This is a genomic window from Nocardioides guangzhouensis, from assembly GCF_004519545.1.
Taxonomy (GTDB): domain Bacteria; phylum Actinomycetota; class Actinomycetes; order Propionibacteriales; family Nocardioidaceae; genus Nocardioides; species Nocardioides guangzhouensis.
Genome location: NZ_SDKM01000016.1, coordinates 1 through 17,901 on the forward strand (window position 1 = coordinate 1; position 17,901 = coordinate 17,901).

Below are 17,901 nucleotides of genomic sequence, written 5' to 3' on the forward strand. Positions count from 1 at the left end.
CGGCCTCGTTCCTCGGCCTCCTCAACCACCGATCTCAGGGTATCGGGTCGACCTCGTCGTACGACGCGACGTCGGCGGCGAGCCGGGCGAGGTGGAAGTCGCCGTCGCCGAGCAGGTGGTCGAGGGCGGTGAGCCGGCTGGTGTAGGCGCCGACGGAGTACTCCGCGGTCATCCCGATCCCGCCGTGCAGCTGGATCGCCTCCTGCCCGACGTGCCGCCCGGACCGGCTGACCTGCAGCGCCGCCCGGGACGCGGCAGTGGCCGCCTGAGCCGGCTCGTCGGCGAGCACCATCGTCGCCCAGAGCGTCAGCGAGCGGGCCAGCTCGAGGGAGACGTAGAGGTCCGCGGCCCGGAAGGTCAGCGCCTGGAAGGTGTTGAGGGTGACCCCGAACTGCTTGCGGCTGGTGAGGTACGACGTCGTGGTCTCGAGCGCGACCTCCATCAGGCCGAGCGCCTCGCTGCAGGCCACGATCCGGGCCACCACGAACGCCCGCTCGATGGCGGCGCTCGCGTCCCCGCCGGAACCGAGCGGCACGGCCGGGGTGTCGGCCAGCGTGACCCGCGCGGCGCGGCCGCCGTCGTGGGTGGGATACCCGTCGCGGGTCATCCCGGCGGCGTCGCCGTCGACCAGGAACAGCCCGGTCTCCCCGGACGGCAGCACCGCGCTGACGACCAGCCGGTCGGCGCGGGCGCCGTGCGGGACCGGCTCCTTGACCCCGGACAGCGTCCAGTCGTCGCCGGACTGCGTCGCCTTGACATCGGCGGCGGTGGTCTGCCAGCGCGAGCCCGGTTCGGCGTGCGCGAACGCCAGCAACGACTCGCCCGCGGCCAGCGCACCCAGGACCTCGGCGCGCTGCGCGGCCGACCCGGCCGCGGCGACCAGCCCACCGGCCAGCACGACGGCGGTCAGGAACGGCTCCGGCGCCAGCACCCGGCCCAGCTCGGTCGCGACGATGCCGAGCTCGATCGGCCCGGCGCCGACGCCGCCGTCCTCTTCCGCGAACGGCAGGCCCAGGACGCCCATCTCGGCCAGCCGGGCCCAGAGCTGCTCGTCGTAGCCCGGCTCCGCGGCGACGGTACGGCGACGCTGCTCGTAGTCGGCGTACGCCTTGCCGACCAGGCCGCGCACCGCCTCGCGGAGGGCCTTCTGCTCGCTGTCGTAGGTGAAGTCCATGTCAGAGCCCCAGGATCGTCTTCGCGATGATCTGCCGCTGGATCTCGTTGGACCCGCCGTAGATCGACGCCTTGCGGAGGTTGAGGTAGGCCGGGGTGGCGCGGTGGACCCACGGGTCCAGGTCGGAGGTCGCGGGCGTGGCGCCGGAGGCGAGCGACCCCGGTCCGGCCAGGTCGACGACCAGCTCGCTGACCGCCTGCTGCAGCTCGGAGCCCTTCAGCTTGAGCACCGACGACGCCGGGTGCGGCTTGCCGTCGGAGGAGTCGGCGACCACGCGCAGCGCGGTCAGCTCCAGCGCCAGCAGCTCGTTCTCGAGCTCCGCGACCCGCGCCGCGACCAGCGGGTCGTCGAGCAGCGGGCCGGCGTACTGCTTGGCCTGCGCCAGCACCCGCTTGGTCTGCCCGACCGGCGCGACGCCGACCCGCTCGTTGCCGAGCAGGAACTTGGCGTAGTCCCAGCCGTGGTTGAGCTCGCCGACCAGGTTCTCCGCCGGCACCCGCACGTCCTCGAACCAGACCTCGTTCACCTCGTGGCCGCCGTCGATGAGCTCGATCGGGCGCACGGTCACGCCGGGGGTGGTCATGTCGATGAGCAGGAACGAGATGCCGCGCTGCTTCTTGGCCTCGGGGTCGGTGCGGACAAGGGTGAAGATCCAGTCGCCGTACTGGCCGAACGTGGTCCACGTCTTCTGCCCGTTGACCACGAACTCGTCGCCGTCGCGCACCGCCGTGGTCCGCAGCGACGCGAGGTCGGAGCCGGCGTCGGGCTCGGAGAAGCCCTGGGACCACCAGATGTCGAGGTTCGCGGTCGGTGCCAGGAACCGCTCCTTCTGCTCCTGGCTGCCGAACGCCGCGATCACCGGGCCGACCATCGAGGCGTTGAACGCCAGCGGGATCGGCACGCACGCCCGCTGCATCTCCTCGTGCCAGATGTGGCGCTGCAGCGTGGTCCAGTCGCGGCCGCCCCACTCGACCGGCCAGTGCGGCACCGCCAGCCCGTGCTGGTTGAGGATCCGCTGGCTCTGGACGAACTGCTCCTTCGTGAGCTCCTGGCGGGCGGCGACGGTGTCGCGGATCTCCTGCGGCACCTCGGTGGTGAAGAACGTGCGCATCTCCTCGCGGAACGCGGCGTCCTCCGGCGACAGCTCCAGTCGCATCGGCTCTCCTCGGGTCGGCTACCGGCGAGTATTTCACGTCGGCCCAAGGGGTCGTCCGCCCCACGCGGGTGCCGGGGCCCTCCTCAGGCGGACGACTCGCGCAGCTCGGCGAGCAGCACCTCGTACGACGCGGGGTCGACGTGGCCCGACGACCAGTGCTCCCGCGCGTGCTCGGCGAAGTGCGCGTGGTCGGGGTGCGCCCGGGCGGCCCGGTCCAGCCAGGCGGCGGTGGCCAGCCCGTCGTTGGCCTCGCCGAGCAGGTCCTGCAGCGCCTGCGCGCGCCCGGCCAGGTCGGCGTACGCCGGACCGCCGGCCTCGGCGGCGTACCGCAGTCGCTTGGCCGCCTTCCGGACGTCGTGGAGCGCCACCGCCCGGTTGGCGCCCGGTTGTGCGGCGGCCCGGTCCCGCCGGAACACCCGCTCGAGCTCGTCGGCCAGCACCTCCTGGGCAACGGTGGACATCGGCGCCTCCGGGCAGTCGGCCCACGCGTCGGGCTCGCCCAGCTCGGCCAGCGTGCGCATCATGCGCCGGAACCGCCCGGACGCGATCTCCTCGTGGACGTCGTCCAGCACGCCGCGTCGTTCGTGGTCGAGCAGCGTCGTCGCCATCGGCACCTCGGCGACCCGGTCCCGGATGATGTCGAGGTCGCGCAGGTGGCCGGCGGTCCGCCCGAGTGCGCGGAGGTCCTTGCGCAGCCGTCCGGCCGCGGGTGCATGGGCGGCGTACGCGCCGAGGACGCTGCGTACCCGCCGGGCGCGGGTGCGGGTGCGGTGCACGGCCTCGGGGTCGTCGAGGGAGGGAAGGTCGCGCTCGAGGTCTGCGTGCTGCGCGGCGACGTACGCCCGCAGCGCCTCGCTCGCGGTCGGACCGGGCGGCGGTGCCGAGTCCCCGGTGGTCCCCGTCGTCGCCTGCGCCATGGGAGCAGTCTGCCGTCCGGGCGGCGCGCGGGACATGACCCGAGACGGCCATCGCGGGTGGCGCCGGCTCCGGACAGGTGACCGCCCCGGGCGCGAGGGGCGCCCGGGGCGGTGGCGGGGGTTGGTGCTGGGTTGGTGCGGGTGCTGCTGGTCCAGCCCGTGGACCGGTCCGGATCAGGCGGCGTGGGCCGCGTGCTCGCGGGAGCCCTCGGTCTGCGGGCTCGTGGTCTGGGGGCTGGTGGTCCGTGCGCTGGGCACGGATGGGACCGCGGTGATCCCGCCGAAGCGCGGTGCCGGTCGGGTCTCCGGCTCCGGCGGACGGCGGAAGAAGGATGCCAGCGACCAGCGAGCGGCGGAGCGCTGCATCTGGGTCTGGTGCTGGCGGGCGATCTCGGCGGTGATGGTGGTGGTGTACATGACGGTCTCCGGGCTGTGAGTGGTGCTGCTTTCTTCGGACAACCCCCAGCGTGGTGCTAAGCCGGGCACGGCGAATCGGGCGACCGCCCTAGATGTCTCCCCACCCAGGGATGAGGTGGGCCCTAGGTACCTCAGGGTCGACCCGAGGCGGTCAACAGACTGGTCTGACCACTTGACCACCGGGCTGGTGCGTCGTACGGTCGCGGGCATGCCCCTGCAGCCCGTGAACCGCCGCTCCGTGCCGGACGAGGTGTTCGACCAGCTCGTCGCCGAGGTGATGGACGGCGACCTCGGTCCGGGCGAGACCCTGCCCAGCGAGCGGCGGCTGGCCGAGGTGCTCGGCGTCTCCCGGCCCGCGGTCCGCGAGGCGCTGCAGCGGCTGGCGACCGCTGGCCTGGTCGACGTACGTCAGGGCGGGTCGACCACGGTCCGGGACTTCCGTCGTCTCGGCGGGCTCGACCTGCTGCCCCGGCTGCTCGTCGTCGGCGGGAACCTCGACCTCGCGGTGGCGCGCTCGATCCTCGAGGCCCGGCTGCACGTCGGCCCGAAGGTGGCCGAGCTGGCCGCGGTCCGATCGGGGGCCGCCCTCGAGGAACCGCTGCGCGGGGCCGTCGAGGCGCTCGCTGCGGCGACCGACGGCGTAAGACGCCAGCACCTGGCGCTCGCCTTCTGGGACCTGGTCGTGGGCGGCGCCGACTCGATCACCTTCCGGCTGATGTTCAACAGCATGCGCGCGGCGTACGAGCCGGTCATCGAGGCGCTCTCGGTGGTGATGGCCGACGAGGTCGACCGGGTCGAGGCGTACGCCGCGCTGACGGTCGCGATCATCGACGGCGACGCCGCCGCCGCCCGTGAGACCGCCCACGACCTGCTCTCCGTGGCCACCACCTCGCTCACCGAGGCGATGGACGCCCTCGGACGCTGACCCCGACCCGACCCCCGAGGAGCCGTGCCATGAGCACCGATGCGAGCACCGATGCGAGCACCGACCGAGCACCGACTGCCGAGACCACCGCGAGGCGACGGCTCGCGGCGGACGAGGAGGCGCTGCGCCGGCCGAGGCGCCCGGTCACGCTCGGGGGGACGTTCCGCGGGTTCTGGCGCTACCCGTCGCCGTGGATGATCGGCGGGACCCTGGTGGTCACGCTGGCGGTCCGGGTCGCGGTGGGTGGCTGGCGGCTCTCCGACCTGTGGGGGCCGGTGGCCCTGGTCGCGCTGTTCCCGGTGCTCGAGTGGCTGATCCACGTGTTCGTGCTGCACTGGCGGCCGCGCCGGGTCGCCGGGGTCACCCTCGACACGCTGCTCGCGCGCAAGCACCGCGAGCACCACGGCGACCCCCGCGACGTACCCCTCGTCTTCATCCCGTGGCGGGCCCTGGTCTGGGTGCTGGTCGGCTACAACGCCGTCGCGCTGCTGGCCTTCCCGCGGGTCGGGCAGGCGCTGTCCTTCATGCTGTCGGTCGCCGTGCTCGGGCTGCTCTACGAGTGGACGCACTACCTGATCCACTCCGACTACAAGCCGCGGACCAGGGCCTACAAGGCGGTCTGGCGCAACCACCGGCTGCACCACTACAAGAACGAGCACTACTGGTTCACGGTCACCACCACCGCCACCGCCGACCGACTGTTCGGGACCTACCCCGACCCGGCCACCGTGCCGACCTCGCCGACCGCGAAGGACCTCCACGGCGGGTGACGTACGTCGCGGGGCCGGGGTCGCCGAAACAAAGGCGGGCGCGGCAGCGTTGGATGAGGACGTGACCGACTCCCAGCTGTTCAGCCCGATCACCCTGCGCGACCTCACCATCCGGAACCGGGTGTGGGTGGCGCCGATGTGCCAGTACTCCGCGACCGACGGCGTCCCCGAGGACTGGCACCTCGTCCACCTCGGCTCGTTCGCATCCGGCGGCGCCGGGCTGGTGTTCACCGAGGCCACCGCCGTGCTGCCCGAGGGTCGGATCTCGCCGGCAGACACCGGCATCTGGAACGACGCGCAGCAGGCGGTGTGGCGACGCATCGTGGACTTCCTGCACAGCCAGGGCGCGGCCGCGGGCATGCAGCTCGCGCACGCCGGCCGCAAGGCGTCGACCGAGCCGCCGTGGGTCGGCCGTGCGGCGGTGGCCGACAAGGACGGCGGGTGGCAGCCGGTCGGGCCGGGCACCACGCCGTACCCGGGGCTGCGCGAGCCGCGGGCGCTCACCCTCGACGGGATCCGCGAGGTCGTGACCGCCTTCGGCGACGCCGCCGTCCGCGCGGTCGACGCCGGCTTCGACGTGCTCGAGGTGCACGCGGCCCACGGCTACCTGCTGCACGAGTTCCTGTCGCCGCTGTCGAACGACCGCGTCGACGAGTACGGCGGCAGCTTCGACAACCGGGCCCGCCTGCTGCTCGAGGTGGTGCGCGAGGTGCGTGGCCGGGTCCCGAGCGGTGTGCCGGTCGTGGTCCGCCTCAGCGCGACGGACTGGACCGACGGCGGCTGGGACGTCGAGCAGTCGGTCCGCCTGGCCGGGCTGCTGAAGGACGCCGGGGTCGACCTGGTCGACGTGTCGAGCGGCGGCAACGTGCCCGCCCAGGTCCCGGTCGGGCCGGGCTACCAGGTGCCGTTCGCGCGGGCCGTGCGCGAGGCCGGGATGCGGACCGGTGCGGTCGGGCTGATCACCGAGCCCAAGCAGGCCGAGGAGATCGTGGCGACCGGCTCCGCGGACGTCGTACTGCTGGCCCGGGTGCTGCTGCGCGAGCCGCACTGGCCGCTGCGCGCCGCGCACGAGCTCGGCGCAACGGACGCGGTGCGCTGGCCGGAGCAGTACCTCCGCGCGAAGCTCTGAGCCTCACTCCCACGGCGGGATGTCGTCCAGCTTGTCGTAGTAGCGCTTCAGGTGACCGCGGATGCGGCCGAGCTCCTCGTGGGGGACGTCCAGCCCGCTACGACCGCCCTGGACCACCACCGCGGCGGCGAAGATCGCGTGCGGGACGGCCTTCAACCGGCCGTCGACGACGTCGGCGATCAGCAGCTTGTACGACGTGAAGCTGTTCGCGTTGTCGGCGTCGTACCCGACGTGGAGATCGCGGTAGGCCGGCGTCGGCTCGTCCGCGGCATCGGTCCAACCCCGGACGCCCTTGTCGGCGGCGTCCCCGTCCCACTCGTGCTCGCGGGCGGCGAGGGGAACGTCCTGGAAGTGGGTGACAGTCATGGTTCCTCCTTCGCTCTCGCCCGCGTGGTACCCCGCCGATCTTCGAGTACGCCGCCCAGGCGGGCACCCGGTCGCACGTGCCGTCGGAGCCCCGGGGACAATGGAGCCATGTCCGAGCCTGCACCGGTGAAGCGCCGCCGGCACCTGATGGACCCGGCCAACCCGCGCCGGTCGTCGCCGGGTGGCATGTCGCTGACCCAGGTGCAGAAGTGGGTCATGTCGACCCTCGCGGTGACCACGATCCTGCACCTCGTCGTGGGTCTGGTCGTGGCCGCGGCCGTGGTCGACGAGGACCGTCTCGACGCGCAGGTCGGGCTGCTGATCATCGCCGGCGCGTTCGGCGTGCTGTCGGTCGCCGCGGCCCGCGCCATCCACCAGAAGCCGCTGCTCACGCCCTGGCTCGCGCTCGGCGCCGTACCCGCGCTGGTCGGCATCCCGTTCGTCTTCTGAGCCCGACCGTCGCCACTTGACGGGCAGTTCCTGCACATGTCGGGGGAAGTTCTGCCTGTCATGCGCAGGATTCCCCGGTCAACCGGGGAATCCGCCGGCCGGCCGGCCCCTCACTCCTCCGCGAACTGCTCCCGCATCGCGTCGGCGGCCTCGTCGATGATCCGGCGCATGGCGTCGCGGGCGGTGGCGGGGTCGCGCAGGCGGACGGCGCGGGCGACGGTCTCGTGCAGGGCGATGGCGTCCGGGTTGGGGGAGGACGGCATCAGGTGGTGGTGGGTGCGGCCGGCGAGGACCTCCTCGACGACGCCGCCGAGCGCCCGGAGCATCTCGTTGCCGGAGGCCTCGAGCAGGGTGCGGTGGAAGACCGTGTCGGCGTCGAGATAGGACTCGAGGTCGCCGCTGGTGCCGTGCACGACCATGTCGGAGACGGCCGCGGCCAGCACGCCGCACTGCTCGGGGGTGGCCCGCTGGGCGGCGAGCGCGGCGGCCACCGGCTCGAAGCCCATGCGCAGCTCGGAGAGCGAGAGCAGCTGGTTGCTGCGGTCGGCGCCGTCGAGCCGCCAGCGGATCACCCGCGGGTCGAAGACGTTCCACGTCTCGCGCGGCTGCACGGTCACACCCACCCGACGGCGCGCCGCCACCAGGCCCATCGACTCCAGGACCCGGATCGCCTCGCGGGAGACCGACCGGGACACGCCGTACTCGGTGTCCACCCGGTCGAGCGTCAGCACCTGCCCGGGGGCCAGCTCGCCGGCCACGATCCGCGACCCGAGCGCGTCGAGCACGCTCGAGTGCAGGCCGCGCGGGCGGTCGGACGAGGCGGACATGGGCGGATCCTTTCACGCGTGTGGGCGGGTGGGCGGGCACTCTCCGCAACAAGATAAATCAGACTAATTGTGACCCAGGGGTTGCAATCGACGGATCAATGATCGCATCATGTGACGCAGCGCACGGACAATGATCACATCAAAGGCGGTCGGACCATGGCAGCAACCGGGCACCACGGGGCCCCCCTCCTCGTCGTCATGGGCGTCTCCGGCTCCGGCAAGTCCGTGGTCGGCGCGGCCCTCGCGCAGCGGCTGCGCGTGGCGTTCGTCGACGCCGACGACCTGCACCCGCCGGCCAACATCGCCAAGATGTCGGCGGGCGAGCCGCTCGACGACCACGACCGACGGCCCTGGCTGGAGACGATCGGGGAGTGGCTCGCCGGCCACGACGCGAGCGGGGGCGTGGTCGCCTGCTCCGCGCTGAAGCGGACCTACCGCGACCAGCTGCGCCACCACGCGCCGCGGGTCCGGTTCCTCCACCTCGACGGCACCCCCGAGGTCATCGGCCGCCGCCAGTCCAGCCGCCCGGGCCACTTCATGCCCGCCTCCCTGCTCGCCTCGCAGTTCGCCACGCTCGAGCGCCTCGCCCCCGACGAGGCAGGCGAGGTGGTCGACGTCGACCAGAGCGTCGACGCGATCGTCCAGGAGTACGTCGACCTGTCGGCCGTGGGCTGACCGGGGACGCCGAACCACCAGAAGGAGAACCATGTCCACCCTGTTGCTCCCCCTCGCGGGCACCGACCTGATCGAGCCGGTCGCCTCCGACGTGCGTCTGGTGACCGCGGCGCTGCTCGGCATCGCGGTCATCGTCGTGCTGATCACCTGGGCGAAGCTGCACCCGTTCCTGGCGCTGACCCTGGGCGGCCTGACCGTCGGCGTCGCGGCGGGCGTCGACCTGGCGGTCGCGATCGAGAGCTTCTCGACGGGCTTCGGCACCACCGCTGCCGGGGTCGGCACGCTGATCGCGCTCGGTGCGATGTTCGGCAAGCTGCTCGCCGACTCCGGCGGCGCCGACCAGATCGTCGACACCATCGTCGGCAAGGCCCCGCAGCGGGCGCTGCCGTGGGCGATGGCCGCGGTGGGCGCGCTGATCGGCCTGCCGATGTTCTTCGAGATCGGCCTGGTCCTGCTGATGCCGGTGATCTACCTGGTGGCCCGCCGCGCCCAGCTCTCGATCATCACGGTCGGCATCCCGGCCCTCGCGGGCCTCTCCGCGATGCACGGCCTCGTGCCGCCGCACCCCGGTCCGCTCACCGCGATCGACTACCTCGGCGCCGACCTCGGCACCACTTTGGCGCTCGGCATCGCGGTCGCGGTCCCGACGATCATCGTCTCCGGCCCGCTGTTCGCGAAGTACGCCGGCGCGTGGGTCGACGTACCGGCTCCGGACCGCTTCGAGACCCGCTCCACGGTGACCGCCGGCGCCACCAGCGGCGGCGGCTCGGCGGGCGGGTACGCCGGCGCCGCCGGCTCCGCGGACGCCGAGGAGGAGCGCACGCGCCCGTCGTTCGGCGTCACGCTGTTCACGGTCCTGCTCCCGGTCGTGCTGATGATGGGCAAGGCGCTGGCCGACATCTTCGTCGACGACGAGACCAACACCTCCCGCCAGGTCCTCGACGCGCTCGGCACTCCGCTGGTCGCGCTGATCCTGTCGACCCTCGTCGCGATGTTCACGCTGGGCCGTGGGTCCGGCATGGGCCGTACAGAGATCGCGAAGTCCGTCGAGTCCTCGCTGCCCCCCATCGCCGGCATCCTGCTGATCGTCGCCGCGGGCGGCGGGTTCAAGCAGTCGCTGGTCGACACCGGCGTCGGCACCCTGGTCGCGGAGTGGGTCTCCCAGAGCGACTTCTCCGTGCTGCTGCTGGCCTGGCTGGTCGCGGTGCTGATCCGCCTCGCAACCGGCTCCGCCACCGTCGCCACGGTGACCACCGCCGGCCTGCTCGCGCCGCTGGTGGACACCCTCAGCACCGGCGAGACCTCGCTGATGGTGCTCGCCATCGGCGCCGGCTCGGTGTTCTTCTCCCACGTGAACGACGCCGGCTTCTGGCTGGTGAAGGAGTACTTCGGCCTCAGCGTCGGCCAGACCGTCAAGACCTGGTCCCTGATGGAGACCTTCCTGTCGGTCAGTGGTCTGGTCTTCGTCCTGCTGCTGGGACTGGTGATCTGAGGCGGTCCGGGGCGTACGGCAGAATCGTCGCTCGTGATTCCCGACGACAACCGGTTCGAGAGCGACCCCGACGAGATCCTTCCCGACGACCCGGGGCTGCCCGCGGACTGGACGGCGGAGGCACCGGACCCCGGTGACTCCGCCGTCACCGCACGGCTGACCGAGCTGCTGCGGGCCCATGAGGACGCCGGGCGCGGCTGGGCGGGTGCCTCGGAGGAGGACGTGCTGGTCGAGGTCTCCGAGCAGGGGCTGCGGACGCGGGAGAACCTCGTGGTCCGCGACCCGGCCGGCGAGATCCGGGCCTGGGGGAGCGTGCACGACCGGGCGTCCGGTCGCATGCTCTACGTCCACATCGTCGACCGGAGCCTCGAGGACCGGCTGGCCCGCGCCTGCTCGACGATCCTGTTCAGGTGGGCCGAGGCTCAGGCCCGGGAGGTCGGCGCGGCCCGCGGCCTCGACGTCCAGCAGATCGACACGGGTGCGTTCGAGGGCGACGACCGGCAGCACGCCTGGCTGTCCGGGGCCGGCTTCACGAAGGTCCGCACGTGGTGGCAGATGAGCCGACCGGTCCGCCCGGAGGAGGCCTCGCTGGTCGCCTCGGCCGAGCGGTGGGAGCGCAAGGGCGTGGTGTTCCGGCAGGTACGGCGCGTCGACGGGATGCCCGACGAGGACGACCTGCGCGCGGTCCACGAGGTCCTCGAGAGCGCGTTCACCGACCACTTCAACTCCGCCGAGGAGAGCTTCGAGGAGTTCGAGCACCGGCTCCGCGAGGACCCGGGGCACCGGTGGGACCACTGGTGGATCGCCGAGATCGTCGACGGCGGGGGAGCGCCCGAGCCTGCCGGCGCCCTGGTCGGCACCGTCTCGGAGGGCGGCCCCGGCCCGGCCGGCTCCTACGTGTCCTACCTCGGCGTGCTCGAGTCCGCCCGCGGCCGCGGCGTCGCCACCGGGCTGCTGAACACGATCATCGCGGACGCCGCCGAGCGTGGCCGCGACCGTGTCGGCCTCGAGGTGGACGCGGACAGCCCCACCGGCGCCGACGGCCTGTACGTCGCGATGGGCTGGCGGACGAAGTACGTCACCCAGTCCTGGCACAAGGACGTCCCGGTCGGCTGACACGGACGGAACCGGACCGCACCTGCGTTCGTCGGAAGGACATGATGCGCACTCTCGGGAGCCAGATCGGGCCGTCCCTCACCGCCCTGCTCCTGTCCATCCTGCTGCTGGCCGGCTGCGGCGACGACAGCGGCGGCACCGCCGCCGGCGACCGCACCGCCTCGGACGGGCAGACCAGCCGGAGGTCCGACCCGGCACCGGTCGGCTCCGTGCCGTTCACCGAGGTCGGCCTGCCGCACGCGACGGCCGCGGGCGGCACGGTCGACCCGACGGCGGTTCCGCTCGACAGTGACGCCGCGGTGCAGGACTTCACGGCGGCGTTCGACGGCGGCGAGCTGGCCGGTGACGTGCAGGACCAGGTCGCCGCGACCGACGTACCGGAGGGGGAGGCCCTGGTCGGCGCGGTCGTCGCGATCGGCTGCGACGTCCCGCCGGGGGTCGCCGTCCACCGCACCGGGGACGGCCTCGAGGTCACGGCGCTCGCGGTGAAGTCGGCGACCGTCGAGTGCTTCGCGCCGGTCACCACGGTCGCCCTCGTCCTGGTCGACGACGACGCCCTCTGAGCAGCCGCTGACGGCCACTGGGGTGCCCACCCCCCTGCCTAGTCACTCCGGGCGAAGTCGCCGACGTGTCCTGTTCTGCAAGGCGTCTCCGCGGGTAGCGTGGGGAATGTCCTTGGGGAGGGCAGTATGACGGGGGATGCGAGGAACGACGCTGTCCAGCGTCGGCGTGAGAGCGCTGAGCGGCTGGCCCGCGCCGGTGCGCTCGTGCACCGCGGTGACGCGGAGCGGGCCACGGCTCGCGCGCTCGCGGCCCTCCCTCCGGACTGGACGGTGTTCCACGACGTGCCCTGGCCGGGCCGGCGGGGAGCACGGATCGACCACGTGGTGGTCGGATCGGGAGGTGTGTTCGTGATCTCGAGCGAGTCATCGTCCGGAGAGGTCTCCGTGACCGACGACGTGCTCCGCGAGGACGGCCGTCCCCGCGAGCGGGCCGTGGCCAGCGTGGCCGAGGCCGCGCTGCAGGTCGGCCAGATGTCGTCGCGGCTGTCGGTGACCCAGCCGGTGCTCTGCTTCTCGGGATCCGACCTGGTGGGCAACAGGGCCCGCGAGGTCGTGCTCTGCACCCCCGACAACGTCGTCCGGGTCCTGATGGCGAAGAAGGTCGTCCTCGGTCCGGCTCAGGTGCGCGCGGTGGCCCAGGAGCTGGACGCCCAGTTCCGGACCGCTGCCGCCGCCCAGGGGCCGGTGGTGCCCCGGCCGCGGATGGCGGGTGAGGCCTCGCGACACCGGGCAACGGCGCCGGACCAGCGGTCCCGGCGCCGGGTGACCATCAGCGCGGCGCCCGGTCGGGTGCCCCGCCGCGAGCACCAGCACCGCCGTTCACGCCACCGGTCGGCACTGCTGCGCAGCCTGGCGCTGATCGGGATCGCGGTCGCGGTGATGCTGCTGGCCCAGCCGGTCGCGGACCTCGCGTTCGCGCTCGGCGGGTGGATCGCGGGGCTGATGCTGGGCTGATGCCCGGTTGAGGACGCTCAGCCGCAGCGCCCGCGCCCGAGCCGGGAGAGGCCGGCCAGGTCGCCCGGGCCCCAGGTCGTGCGCCCGACGTTGTCGTCGCTCATCAGCTCACCCCGGTCGTGCACATGGGTCAGCCCGATCAGGTGGCCGAACTCGTGGTCGAGGATCGCCTGCATCTGCGCGCGGCTGTCCGGGCGTCCGGAGATGTGCTGGAACGCACCTCGGTCGAGGGTGATCTCGCCCGTGACGTAGCGACGGCGTCCGAGCTCCTCGATCGAGGTACTGCCGCCGAGTCCCGCGACGTCGCCGGCGAGGCCCGGGACGTGGTCGGAGTCCGCCCAGGAGACCAGGACCGGGGGCCAGCCGCCGCCCGGGAGCGCCGTACGGCGGTTGTCGGAGTGCGGGCGCCGGTCGGTCTCGCCGACCACCGCGAACCGGAGCCCGGTCGGCTCGGACACGTGGTCGACCGCGGTGTCCACGAGCTCGCGGTAGCCGGCGGGAGCGCCGTCGGGGTTCACCTCGACCCGGATCACCTCGCACGGGTCGTAGGCGACCGGGTCCCGGCTGCCGGGCTGGTGCGCCATGAATGCATACGTCCCCTTGCCCGGGTCCACCAGCGCGACCCGCACCGGCGGCTCCGGCCCGAGCCCGACCAGGGCGCGCGTGGCCACCGCGACGCCGCCGCCGTCCATCAGCAGGAGCAGGCCGAGCATGCCGACGGTCGCGACGGTCGCGACCAGGCCGTTGAACCGGTGCCGGGCGCGGTACGTCGGTCCGCCGGAGACGCCGCGTGGGTCGGAGCCGAGCCCGTAGCGGGCGTCGAGGCGGTCGAGCTCCCCGCGCCGGCGCAGCATGGCGCGCGTGCGGCGGGCGCGTCCGAGCGCGCCGAGAGGTCCCCCGGTTGGCACCGGACCATGGTGCACCACCTCCGTCCGGCGCGCTGTGGAACCCCGGATCCCGGACGGCCGGTTGGCTATGTTGAGCCCATGGCCAAGGGAAGCGGGAAGGGCGGCAAGGTCGCGAAGGCGGCCGTCGTCATCGGGACGAGTGCCAAGCTCGCGGTGAAGTACGGCCCCCAGGCGAAGATCGCGTGGGACAAGGGCGGCAAGCAGGCCACCGCCGCCGCCACCGCGCGGGCGCGGTCGCTGACCTCGCGACGCAAGGCGTTCACCCATGCCTCGACGGTGGTCGACGGGTCGGTGCTCAAGGTCGCGCCCCAGGGCAGCACGGCGTACGTCGTGTTCAGCGGCGAGGAGCCCATCGCGACGTACCCCTCGGTCGACCTGCCCTACCCCGTGCTCCTCGCCCACGTGGACCTCAGCCGGCGGGTGCCGGCGTCCCAGGGGCCGGTCCGCTCGCGTCGCCCCGCCCCCGGAGGACCGAAGGCGCTCGGACGGGACTCCGGCCCGCGTGGCTGACCCGGGGGCCGCCGGAGGGCCGACCAACACCTTCGTCGAGGGCGACAACCTCGACGTGCTGCGCACTCTCCCGCCGGCCTCCGTCGACGTCGTCTACGTCGACCCGCCGTACAACACCGGCAACGACTTCGCCTACCGCGACAAGCACGGCACCGGGCGCGACCGGCACCGGGCGTGGACGGAGATGATGCGGCCCCGGCTGGAGGCTGCCCGCGAGGCGCTGGCCCCGACCGGCGCGTTCTTCTGCTCCATCGACGACAACGAGGTCGCGCACCTGCGGCTGCTGTGCGACGAGGTGTTCGGCGAGCGCCACTTCGTCGCCCAGGTGGTGGTCAACCTCAACCCGAAGGGGCGCCAGCTCGGCAGCTTCTTCGCCACCTCCCACGAGTACCTCCTCGTCTACGCGCGCGACGAGTCCCGGTGCGTCCTCGACGCGAGCTCGGAGTCGCTGGTGGTCGAGGCCGACTTCCCGCTGGTCGACGGCGACGGCCGGCGCTACCGCCACCTGCCGCTGCGCAACACCAACAAGAAGTTCAACCCGGCCACCGCCGGCACCCTGCACTTCGCGGTCTGGGGCGACCCCGAGTCCGGCCGGGTCGACACCGACCCGTTCCCCGGGGCGGTCGAGATCAAGCCGGTGTTCGGCGACGGCACGCCGGCGGTGTGGCGCTGGTCGGCGCCCCGGATCGAGGCGCGCGCCGACGACCTTGTCTGCCGGAGGATCCGCGGCCAGCTCGGCGAGCGGGTCGACGTGTTCCAGAAGGACTGGCTGCACGAGGGTCGCCGCAAGAAGCTCAAGACGATCTGGCTGGCGGAGGAGATCGGGTCGACCGACACCGCGGTCGCCGAGCTCAAGTCGCTGATCGGGCCGGTGTTCGAGTCCCCGAAGCCGACCGGGCTGGTGCGGCGGATCCTCGAGTGCTTCCCGGACGACGCCCGGGTGCTCGACTTCTTCGCCGGCTCGGGCACCACCGGGCACGCGACCGCGCTGGCCAACGCCGGGGACGGCGGCCGGCGCACCTGCCTCTCGGTGAACTCCGCCGAGCCGACCCGGGCCGGCTCCAACGCCGACCTGGCCGGCTACCCGACGGTCAGCGCGATCACGGTCGCCCGGCTGGAGCGGGTCGCGCAGACGGTCGGCGGGGGACTGCGGGTGCTGCGGGCACAATGACCCGCATGAGCACACGCGTCGCCCTCGTCACGGGTGGGTCCAGCGGCATCGGGGAGCAGGCGGCGATCGCCCTCCAGCAGGCGGGCTTCACGACGTACGCCGTCGCCCGCCGCGTCGACCGCATGGCTCGCCTCGCCGAGCACGGCGTCACGACGTTCGCGATGGACGTCACCGACGACCCCTCGATGGTGGCCGGGGTCGAGCGCATCGTCGCAGAGCAGGGCCGGGTCGACGTGCTGGTCAACAACGCCGGCTACGGGTCCTACGGCGCGGTCGAGGACGTCCCGATCGACGAGGCGCGTCGGCAGTTCGAGGTCAACGTGTTCGGGCTGGCCCGGCTCTGCCAGCTGGTCACCCCGCACATGCGCGCGGCCGGCGAGGGCCGGATCGTCAACATCTCCTCGATCGGCGGCAAGTTCTACGAGCCGATGGGCGCGTGGTACCACGCCACCAAGTTCGCGGTCGAGGGCTTCAGCGACAGCCTGCGGGTCGAGCTCAAGCCGTTCGGGATCGACGTGGTGCTGATCGAGCCCGGGCCGGTCATCACCGAGTGGAACCGCATCTCGCGCGAGAGCCTGGTCGCCACCGCCGCCGGCGGCGCCTACGAGGAGATGTCCACCAAGGTCGCGGCCGCGATGGAGCGCGGCGACTCGCGGATGCTCGGCAGCCCTCCGAGGACGGTCGCCCGCAAGATCGTGAAGGCGGCGCTCGCCACCACTCCGCGGGCCCGCTACCCGGTCGGCAAGGGTGCCGGCACCATCCTGCGGGCGCGTCGGTTCCTCCCGGACTACCTCTTCGACGGCATCGTCACCCGGGTCTACCTGAGGTAGCGGCTCAGACGCCGGCCGCCTTCTCCAGCGCGGTCAGCTCGTCGTCGAGGTGGCTCAACAGCCGCTGCAGGTGCGGGAGCGTGCGCCGGCAGCCGGTCAGGCCGAAGCACATGTGGCCGTCGTACGACGTGCAGGTGATGTTGAGCGCCATGCCGTCGATCGGGATCGACAGCGGGTAGGTGCCGAGCAGCTGCGCCCCGTTGAGGTAGTGGGTGGTGCGCGGGCCGGGCACGTTGCTGATGATCAGGTTGTAGGGCGGCCGCACCAGGCCCTGCATCCTCAGCAGCGGCGTGAGGATGGCCGGAGCCTGCCCGAGCGCGCTCATCGCCAGGATCTGCACCGGCGTCATGCTCGACAGCGCCTCCTTGCCGTCGCGCATGGAGGTGTGCACCGCCGAGAGCCGGTCGGCCGGGTCGTCGAGGTCGGTGCCGAGCTTGACCATGATCGAGCCGACCGCGTTGCCCCCGTCGGCGGACGCGAGCTGCGACTGCTTGGCGTTGAGGCCGACCGGGACCATCGACACCAGCGTGGAGTCCGGGAGCGCGTCGAGCTCCGAGAGGTAGGTGCGCATCGCGCCGCTGCACATCGCGAGCACCACGTCGTTGATGGTGGTGCCGGTGGCCTTGCCGATCGCCCGCATCCGCTCGATCGGCCAGTCCTGGGCGGCGAACCGGCGGGACCCGGTGATGGTCTGGTTGAGGATCGTCCGCGGCGCGTAGAGGGACAGCGCCGAGGTCTCGTTGCGGACGCTCTTGCGCAGCGTCCGCACCATCGCGCCGGGCAGCCCCACCGCCTCGGCGCTGATGCCCAAGGCCGTGCGGAGCGCGCTCGTCGTGACCTCGTCGGCGTTCGCGGGCGGGTCCTGCACGGCTCGCGGCCGCAGCGCCCACGGCGCCGGCATGTCGCGCCTGTCGGGGTCGGTGGACAGCACGCTCTGCAGCAGCCGCATCGCCGAGACCCCGTCGACCAGCGCGTGGTGGATCTTGGTGTACATCGCGATCCGGCCGTCGCGCAGGCCCTCGATGACGTGCGCCTCCCACAGCGGGCGCTCCGGCGCCAGCCGGGTGCCGTGCAGCCGTGAGCACAGGTCGAGCAGCTCACGGACCCGACCGGGCTTGGGCAGGGCGCTGTGCCGGACGTGGTGCTCGATGTCGAACTGCTCGTCCTCCACCCACACCAGCTGGCCGCCGGTGCGGATCGAGCGCTTCGGGTGCTTGAGGAACAGCGGCGCGATCGTCTCGACGTCCCGCATCTGGTGGTAGAGCTCGGTCGCGTAGCTGCGACCCGCCCCCTCCGGCTTGCGGAAGAGCTGCAGCCCCCCGACGTGCATGGGCATCCGGCGGTTCTCCGCCATCAGGAACGCCACCGCCGTCGGGTCGATCGGGTTGACCACGCCGTACCTCCTCGTCGGCGCCCACCGCACGCCGTACCGCCTCCAGGTCCCGAGCCTCCCGCACCGGACGGCTCCGGACAAGCACAACGGATCCGGGCGCCGCGGGTCACCACCGAGCGTGGTGGTGTCGCCCACATGCCGGGGTCGCCCGATTCGGG

20 protein-coding genes are annotated in these 17,901 nt (G+C 72.9%); 12 read left to right on the forward strand and 8 right to left on the reverse strand.

Annotated features, from left to right (window positions below; genetic code table 11):
- Positions 1 to 34: 34 nt before the first annotated feature.
- The 4 genes from EKO23_RS12030 to EKO23_RS12045 form a co-directional block, all read right to left on the reverse strand.
- Positions 35 to 1,174: an acyl-CoA dehydrogenase family protein gene (locus tag EKO23_RS12030; RefSeq protein WP_134717570.1), complete on the reverse strand. Its 1,140-nt coding sequence runs from the start codon at positions 1,172 to 1,174 to the stop codon at positions 35 to 37.
- 1 nt (position 1,175) lies between these two features.
- On the reverse strand, positions 1,176 to 2,330 hold the full coding sequence (locus EKO23_RS12035; protein ID WP_134717572.1) for an acyl-CoA dehydrogenase family protein: 1,155 nt from the start codon (positions 2,328 to 2,330) through the stop codon (positions 1,176 to 1,178).
- A gap of 83 nt (positions 2,331 to 2,413) precedes the next feature.
- On the reverse strand, positions 2,414 to 3,247 hold the full coding sequence (locus EKO23_RS12040; protein WP_167880437.1) for a CHAD domain-containing protein: 834 nt from the start codon (positions 3,245 to 3,247) through the stop codon (positions 2,414 to 2,416).
- 174 nt (positions 3,248 to 3,421) lie between these two features.
- Positions 3,422 to 3,664: a hypothetical protein gene (locus EKO23_RS12045; protein ID WP_134717576.1), complete on the reverse strand. Its 243-nt coding sequence runs from the start codon at positions 3,662 to 3,664 to the stop codon at positions 3,422 to 3,424.
- A 208-nt stretch (positions 3,665 to 3,872) separates the two neighbouring features.
- Between EKO23_RS12045 and EKO23_RS12050 the strand changes: the two genes are divergently transcribed.
- The 3 genes from EKO23_RS12050 (at position 3,873) to EKO23_RS12060 (ending at position 6,488) form a co-directional block, all read left to right on the forward strand.
- A complete protein-coding gene (locus tag EKO23_RS12050; RefSeq protein ID WP_134717578.1) occupies positions 3,873 to 4,589 on the forward strand; it encodes a FadR/GntR family transcriptional regulator in 717 nt (238 codons plus the stop codon).
- 29 nt (positions 4,590 to 4,618) lie between these two features.
- The gene (locus EKO23_RS12055) at positions 4,619 to 5,359 is read left to right on the forward strand and encodes a sterol desaturase family protein (RefSeq protein WP_134717580.1); all 741 of its coding nucleotides are present in this window, start codon (positions 4,619 to 4,621) and stop codon (positions 5,357 to 5,359) included.
- A gap of 61 nt (positions 5,360 to 5,420) precedes the next feature.
- The gene (locus EKO23_RS12060) at positions 5,421 to 6,488 is read left to right on the forward strand and encodes an NADH:flavin oxidoreductase/NADH oxidase (protein ID WP_134717582.1); all 1,068 of its coding nucleotides are present in this window, start codon (positions 5,421 to 5,423) and stop codon (positions 6,486 to 6,488) included.
- Between the two features lie 3 nt (positions 6,489 to 6,491).
- Here EKO23_RS12060 and EKO23_RS12065 read toward each other — a convergent pair whose 3' ends face one another.
- The gene (locus tag EKO23_RS12065) at positions 6,492 to 6,854 is read right to left on the reverse strand and encodes a hypothetical protein (protein WP_134717584.1); all 363 of its coding nucleotides are present in this window, start codon (positions 6,852 to 6,854) and stop codon (positions 6,492 to 6,494) included.
- A gap of 108 nt (positions 6,855 to 6,962) precedes the next feature.
- Here EKO23_RS12065 and EKO23_RS12070 point away from each other — a divergent pair, with 108 nt between their 5' ends.
- Entirely contained in the window at positions 6,963 to 7,304 is a 342-nt protein-coding gene (locus EKO23_RS12070; protein ID WP_134717586.1) for a hypothetical protein, read from the forward strand.
- Positions 7,305 to 7,414: 110 nt separating this feature from the next.
- Here EKO23_RS12070 and EKO23_RS12075 read toward each other — a convergent pair whose 3' ends face one another.
- Positions 7,415 to 8,131: a FadR/GntR family transcriptional regulator gene (locus tag EKO23_RS12075; protein WP_134717588.1), complete on the reverse strand. Its 717-nt coding sequence runs from the start codon at positions 8,129 to 8,131 to the stop codon at positions 7,415 to 7,417.
- Between the two features lie 156 nt (positions 8,132 to 8,287).
- Between EKO23_RS12075 and EKO23_RS12080 the strand changes: the two genes are divergently transcribed.
- The 5 genes from EKO23_RS12080 (at position 8,288) to EKO23_RS12100 (ending at position 12,931) form a co-directional block, all read left to right on the forward strand.
- The gene (locus EKO23_RS12080; protein ID WP_134717590.1) at positions 8,288 to 8,806 is read left to right on the forward strand and encodes a gluconokinase; all 519 of its coding nucleotides are present in this window, start codon (positions 8,288 to 8,290) and stop codon (positions 8,804 to 8,806) included.
- 31 nt (positions 8,807 to 8,837) lie between these two features.
- Positions 8,838 to 10,298 carry a GntP family permease gene (locus EKO23_RS12085; protein ID WP_134717592.1) on the forward strand — a complete coding sequence of 487 codons (1,461 nt, stop codon included), beginning with the start codon at positions 8,838 to 8,840 and terminating at the stop codon, positions 10,296 to 10,298.
- Between the two features lie 33 nt (positions 10,299 to 10,331).
- Complete coding sequence (locus tag EKO23_RS12090) at positions 10,332 to 11,414, forward strand: GNAT family N-acetyltransferase (protein ID WP_217702594.1); 1,083 nt, start codon at positions 10,332 to 10,334, stop codon at positions 11,412 to 11,414.
- Positions 11,415 to 11,458: 44 nt separating this feature from the next.
- Positions 11,459 to 11,977 (forward strand): hypothetical protein, encoded by a 519-nt coding sequence (locus tag EKO23_RS12095; protein WP_167880438.1) that lies wholly within the window; start codon positions 11,459 to 11,461, stop codon positions 11,975 to 11,977.
- A 126-nt stretch (positions 11,978 to 12,103) separates the two neighbouring features.
- Positions 12,104 to 12,931, forward strand: a complete 828-nt coding sequence (locus tag EKO23_RS12100) for an NERD domain-containing protein (protein ID WP_134717596.1) — start codon at positions 12,104 to 12,106, stop codon at positions 12,929 to 12,931.
- A 17-nt stretch (positions 12,932 to 12,948) separates the two neighbouring features.
- Here the strand turns inward: EKO23_RS12100 and EKO23_RS25260 are convergent, their stop codons facing one another.
- Positions 12,949 to 13,839 (reverse strand): zinc metalloprotease, encoded by an 891-nt coding sequence (locus tag EKO23_RS25260; RefSeq protein WP_167880439.1) that lies wholly within the window; start codon positions 13,837 to 13,839, stop codon positions 12,949 to 12,951.
- Between the two features lie 78 nt (positions 13,840 to 13,917).
- Here EKO23_RS25260 and EKO23_RS26140 point away from each other — a divergent pair, with 78 nt between their 5' ends.
- Genes EKO23_RS26140 through EKO23_RS12115 form a run of 3 tightly spaced genes read left to right on the forward strand, consistent with a single transcriptional unit; the run spans position 13,918 to position 16,350 of the window.
- Positions 13,918 to 14,349 carry a hypothetical protein gene (locus tag EKO23_RS26140; protein WP_246051052.1) on the forward strand — a complete coding sequence of 144 codons (432 nt, stop codon included), beginning with the start codon at positions 13,918 to 13,920 and terminating at the stop codon, positions 14,347 to 14,349.
- The gene (locus tag EKO23_RS12110; protein WP_246051053.1) at positions 14,342 to 15,520 is read left to right on the forward strand and encodes a site-specific DNA-methyltransferase; all 1,179 of its coding nucleotides are present in this window, start codon (positions 14,342 to 14,344) and stop codon (positions 15,518 to 15,520) included. The genes EKO23_RS26140 and EKO23_RS12110 overlap by 8 nt, the downstream gene beginning before the upstream one ends.
- Before the next feature lie 5 nt (positions 15,521 to 15,525).
- A complete protein-coding gene (locus tag EKO23_RS12115) occupies positions 15,526 to 16,350 on the forward strand; it encodes an oxidoreductase (RefSeq protein ID WP_134717602.1) in 825 nt (274 codons plus the stop codon).
- A 4-nt stretch (positions 16,351 to 16,354) separates the two neighbouring features.
- On the opposite strand, the gene EKO23_RS12120 is transcribed toward EKO23_RS12115, so the two are convergent.
- Positions 16,355 to 17,743: a WS/DGAT/MGAT family O-acyltransferase gene (locus EKO23_RS12120; protein WP_134717604.1), complete on the reverse strand. Its 1,389-nt coding sequence runs from the start codon at positions 17,741 to 17,743 to the stop codon at positions 16,355 to 16,357.
- Positions 17,744 to 17,901: the final 158 nt, after the last annotated feature.

What these genes read in the sequence shown, in the direction of transcription:
- EKO23_RS12085 (WP_134717592.1), top strand. Translation starts at nt 8,838, where the DNA reads ATGTCCACCCTGTTGCTCCCCCTCGCGGGCACCGACCTGATCGAGCCG.
- EKO23_RS26140 (WP_246051052.1), top strand. Translation starts at nt 13,918, where the DNA reads ATGGCCAAGGGAAGCGGGAAGGGCGGCAAGGTCGCGAAGGCGGCCGTC.
- EKO23_RS12115 (WP_134717602.1), top strand. Translation starts at nt 15,526, where the DNA reads ATGAGCACACGCGTCGCCCTCGTCACGGGTGGGTCCAGCGGCATCGGG.
- EKO23_RS12100 (WP_134717596.1), top strand. Translation starts at nt 12,104, where the DNA reads ATGACGGGGGATGCGAGGAACGACGCTGTCCAGCGTCGGCGTGAGAGC.
- EKO23_RS12070 (WP_134717586.1), top strand. Translation starts at nt 6,963, where the DNA reads ATGTCCGAGCCTGCACCGGTGAAGCGCCGCCGGCACCTGATGGACCCG.
- EKO23_RS12075 (WP_134717588.1), bottom strand. Translation starts at nt 8,131, where the DNA reads ATGTCCGCCTCGTCCGACCGCCCGCGCGGCCTGCACTCGAGCGTGCTC.
- EKO23_RS12030 (WP_134717570.1), bottom strand. Translation starts at nt 1,174, where the DNA reads ATGGACTTCACCTACGACAGCGAGCAGAAGGCCCTCCGCGAGGCGGTG.
- EKO23_RS12045 (WP_134717576.1), bottom strand. Translation starts at nt 3,664, where the DNA reads ATGTACACCACCACCATCACCGCCGAGATCGCCCGCCAGCACCAGACC.
- EKO23_RS12040 (WP_167880437.1), bottom strand. Translation starts at nt 3,247, where the DNA reads ATGGCGCAGGCGACGACGGGGACCACCGGGGACTCGGCACCGCCGCCC.
- EKO23_RS12055 (WP_134717580.1), top strand. Translation starts at nt 4,619, where the DNA reads ATGAGCACCGATGCGAGCACCGATGCGAGCACCGACCGAGCACCGACT.
- EKO23_RS12050 (WP_134717578.1), top strand. Translation starts at nt 3,873, where the DNA reads ATGCCCCTGCAGCCCGTGAACCGCCGCTCCGTGCCGGACGAGGTGTTC.
- EKO23_RS12035 (WP_134717572.1), bottom strand. Translation starts at nt 2,330, where the DNA reads ATGCGACTGGAGCTGTCGCCGGAGGACGCCGCGTTCCGCGAGGAGATG.
- EKO23_RS12095 (WP_167880438.1), top strand. Translation starts at nt 11,459, where the DNA reads ATGCGCACTCTCGGGAGCCAGATCGGGCCGTCCCTCACCGCCCTGCTC.
- EKO23_RS12065 (WP_134717584.1), bottom strand. Translation starts at nt 6,854, where the DNA reads ATGACTGTCACCCACTTCCAGGACGTTCCCCTCGCCGCCCGCGAGCAC.
- EKO23_RS12080 (WP_134717590.1), top strand. Translation starts at nt 8,288, where the DNA reads ATGGCAGCAACCGGGCACCACGGGGCCCCCCTCCTCGTCGTCATGGGC.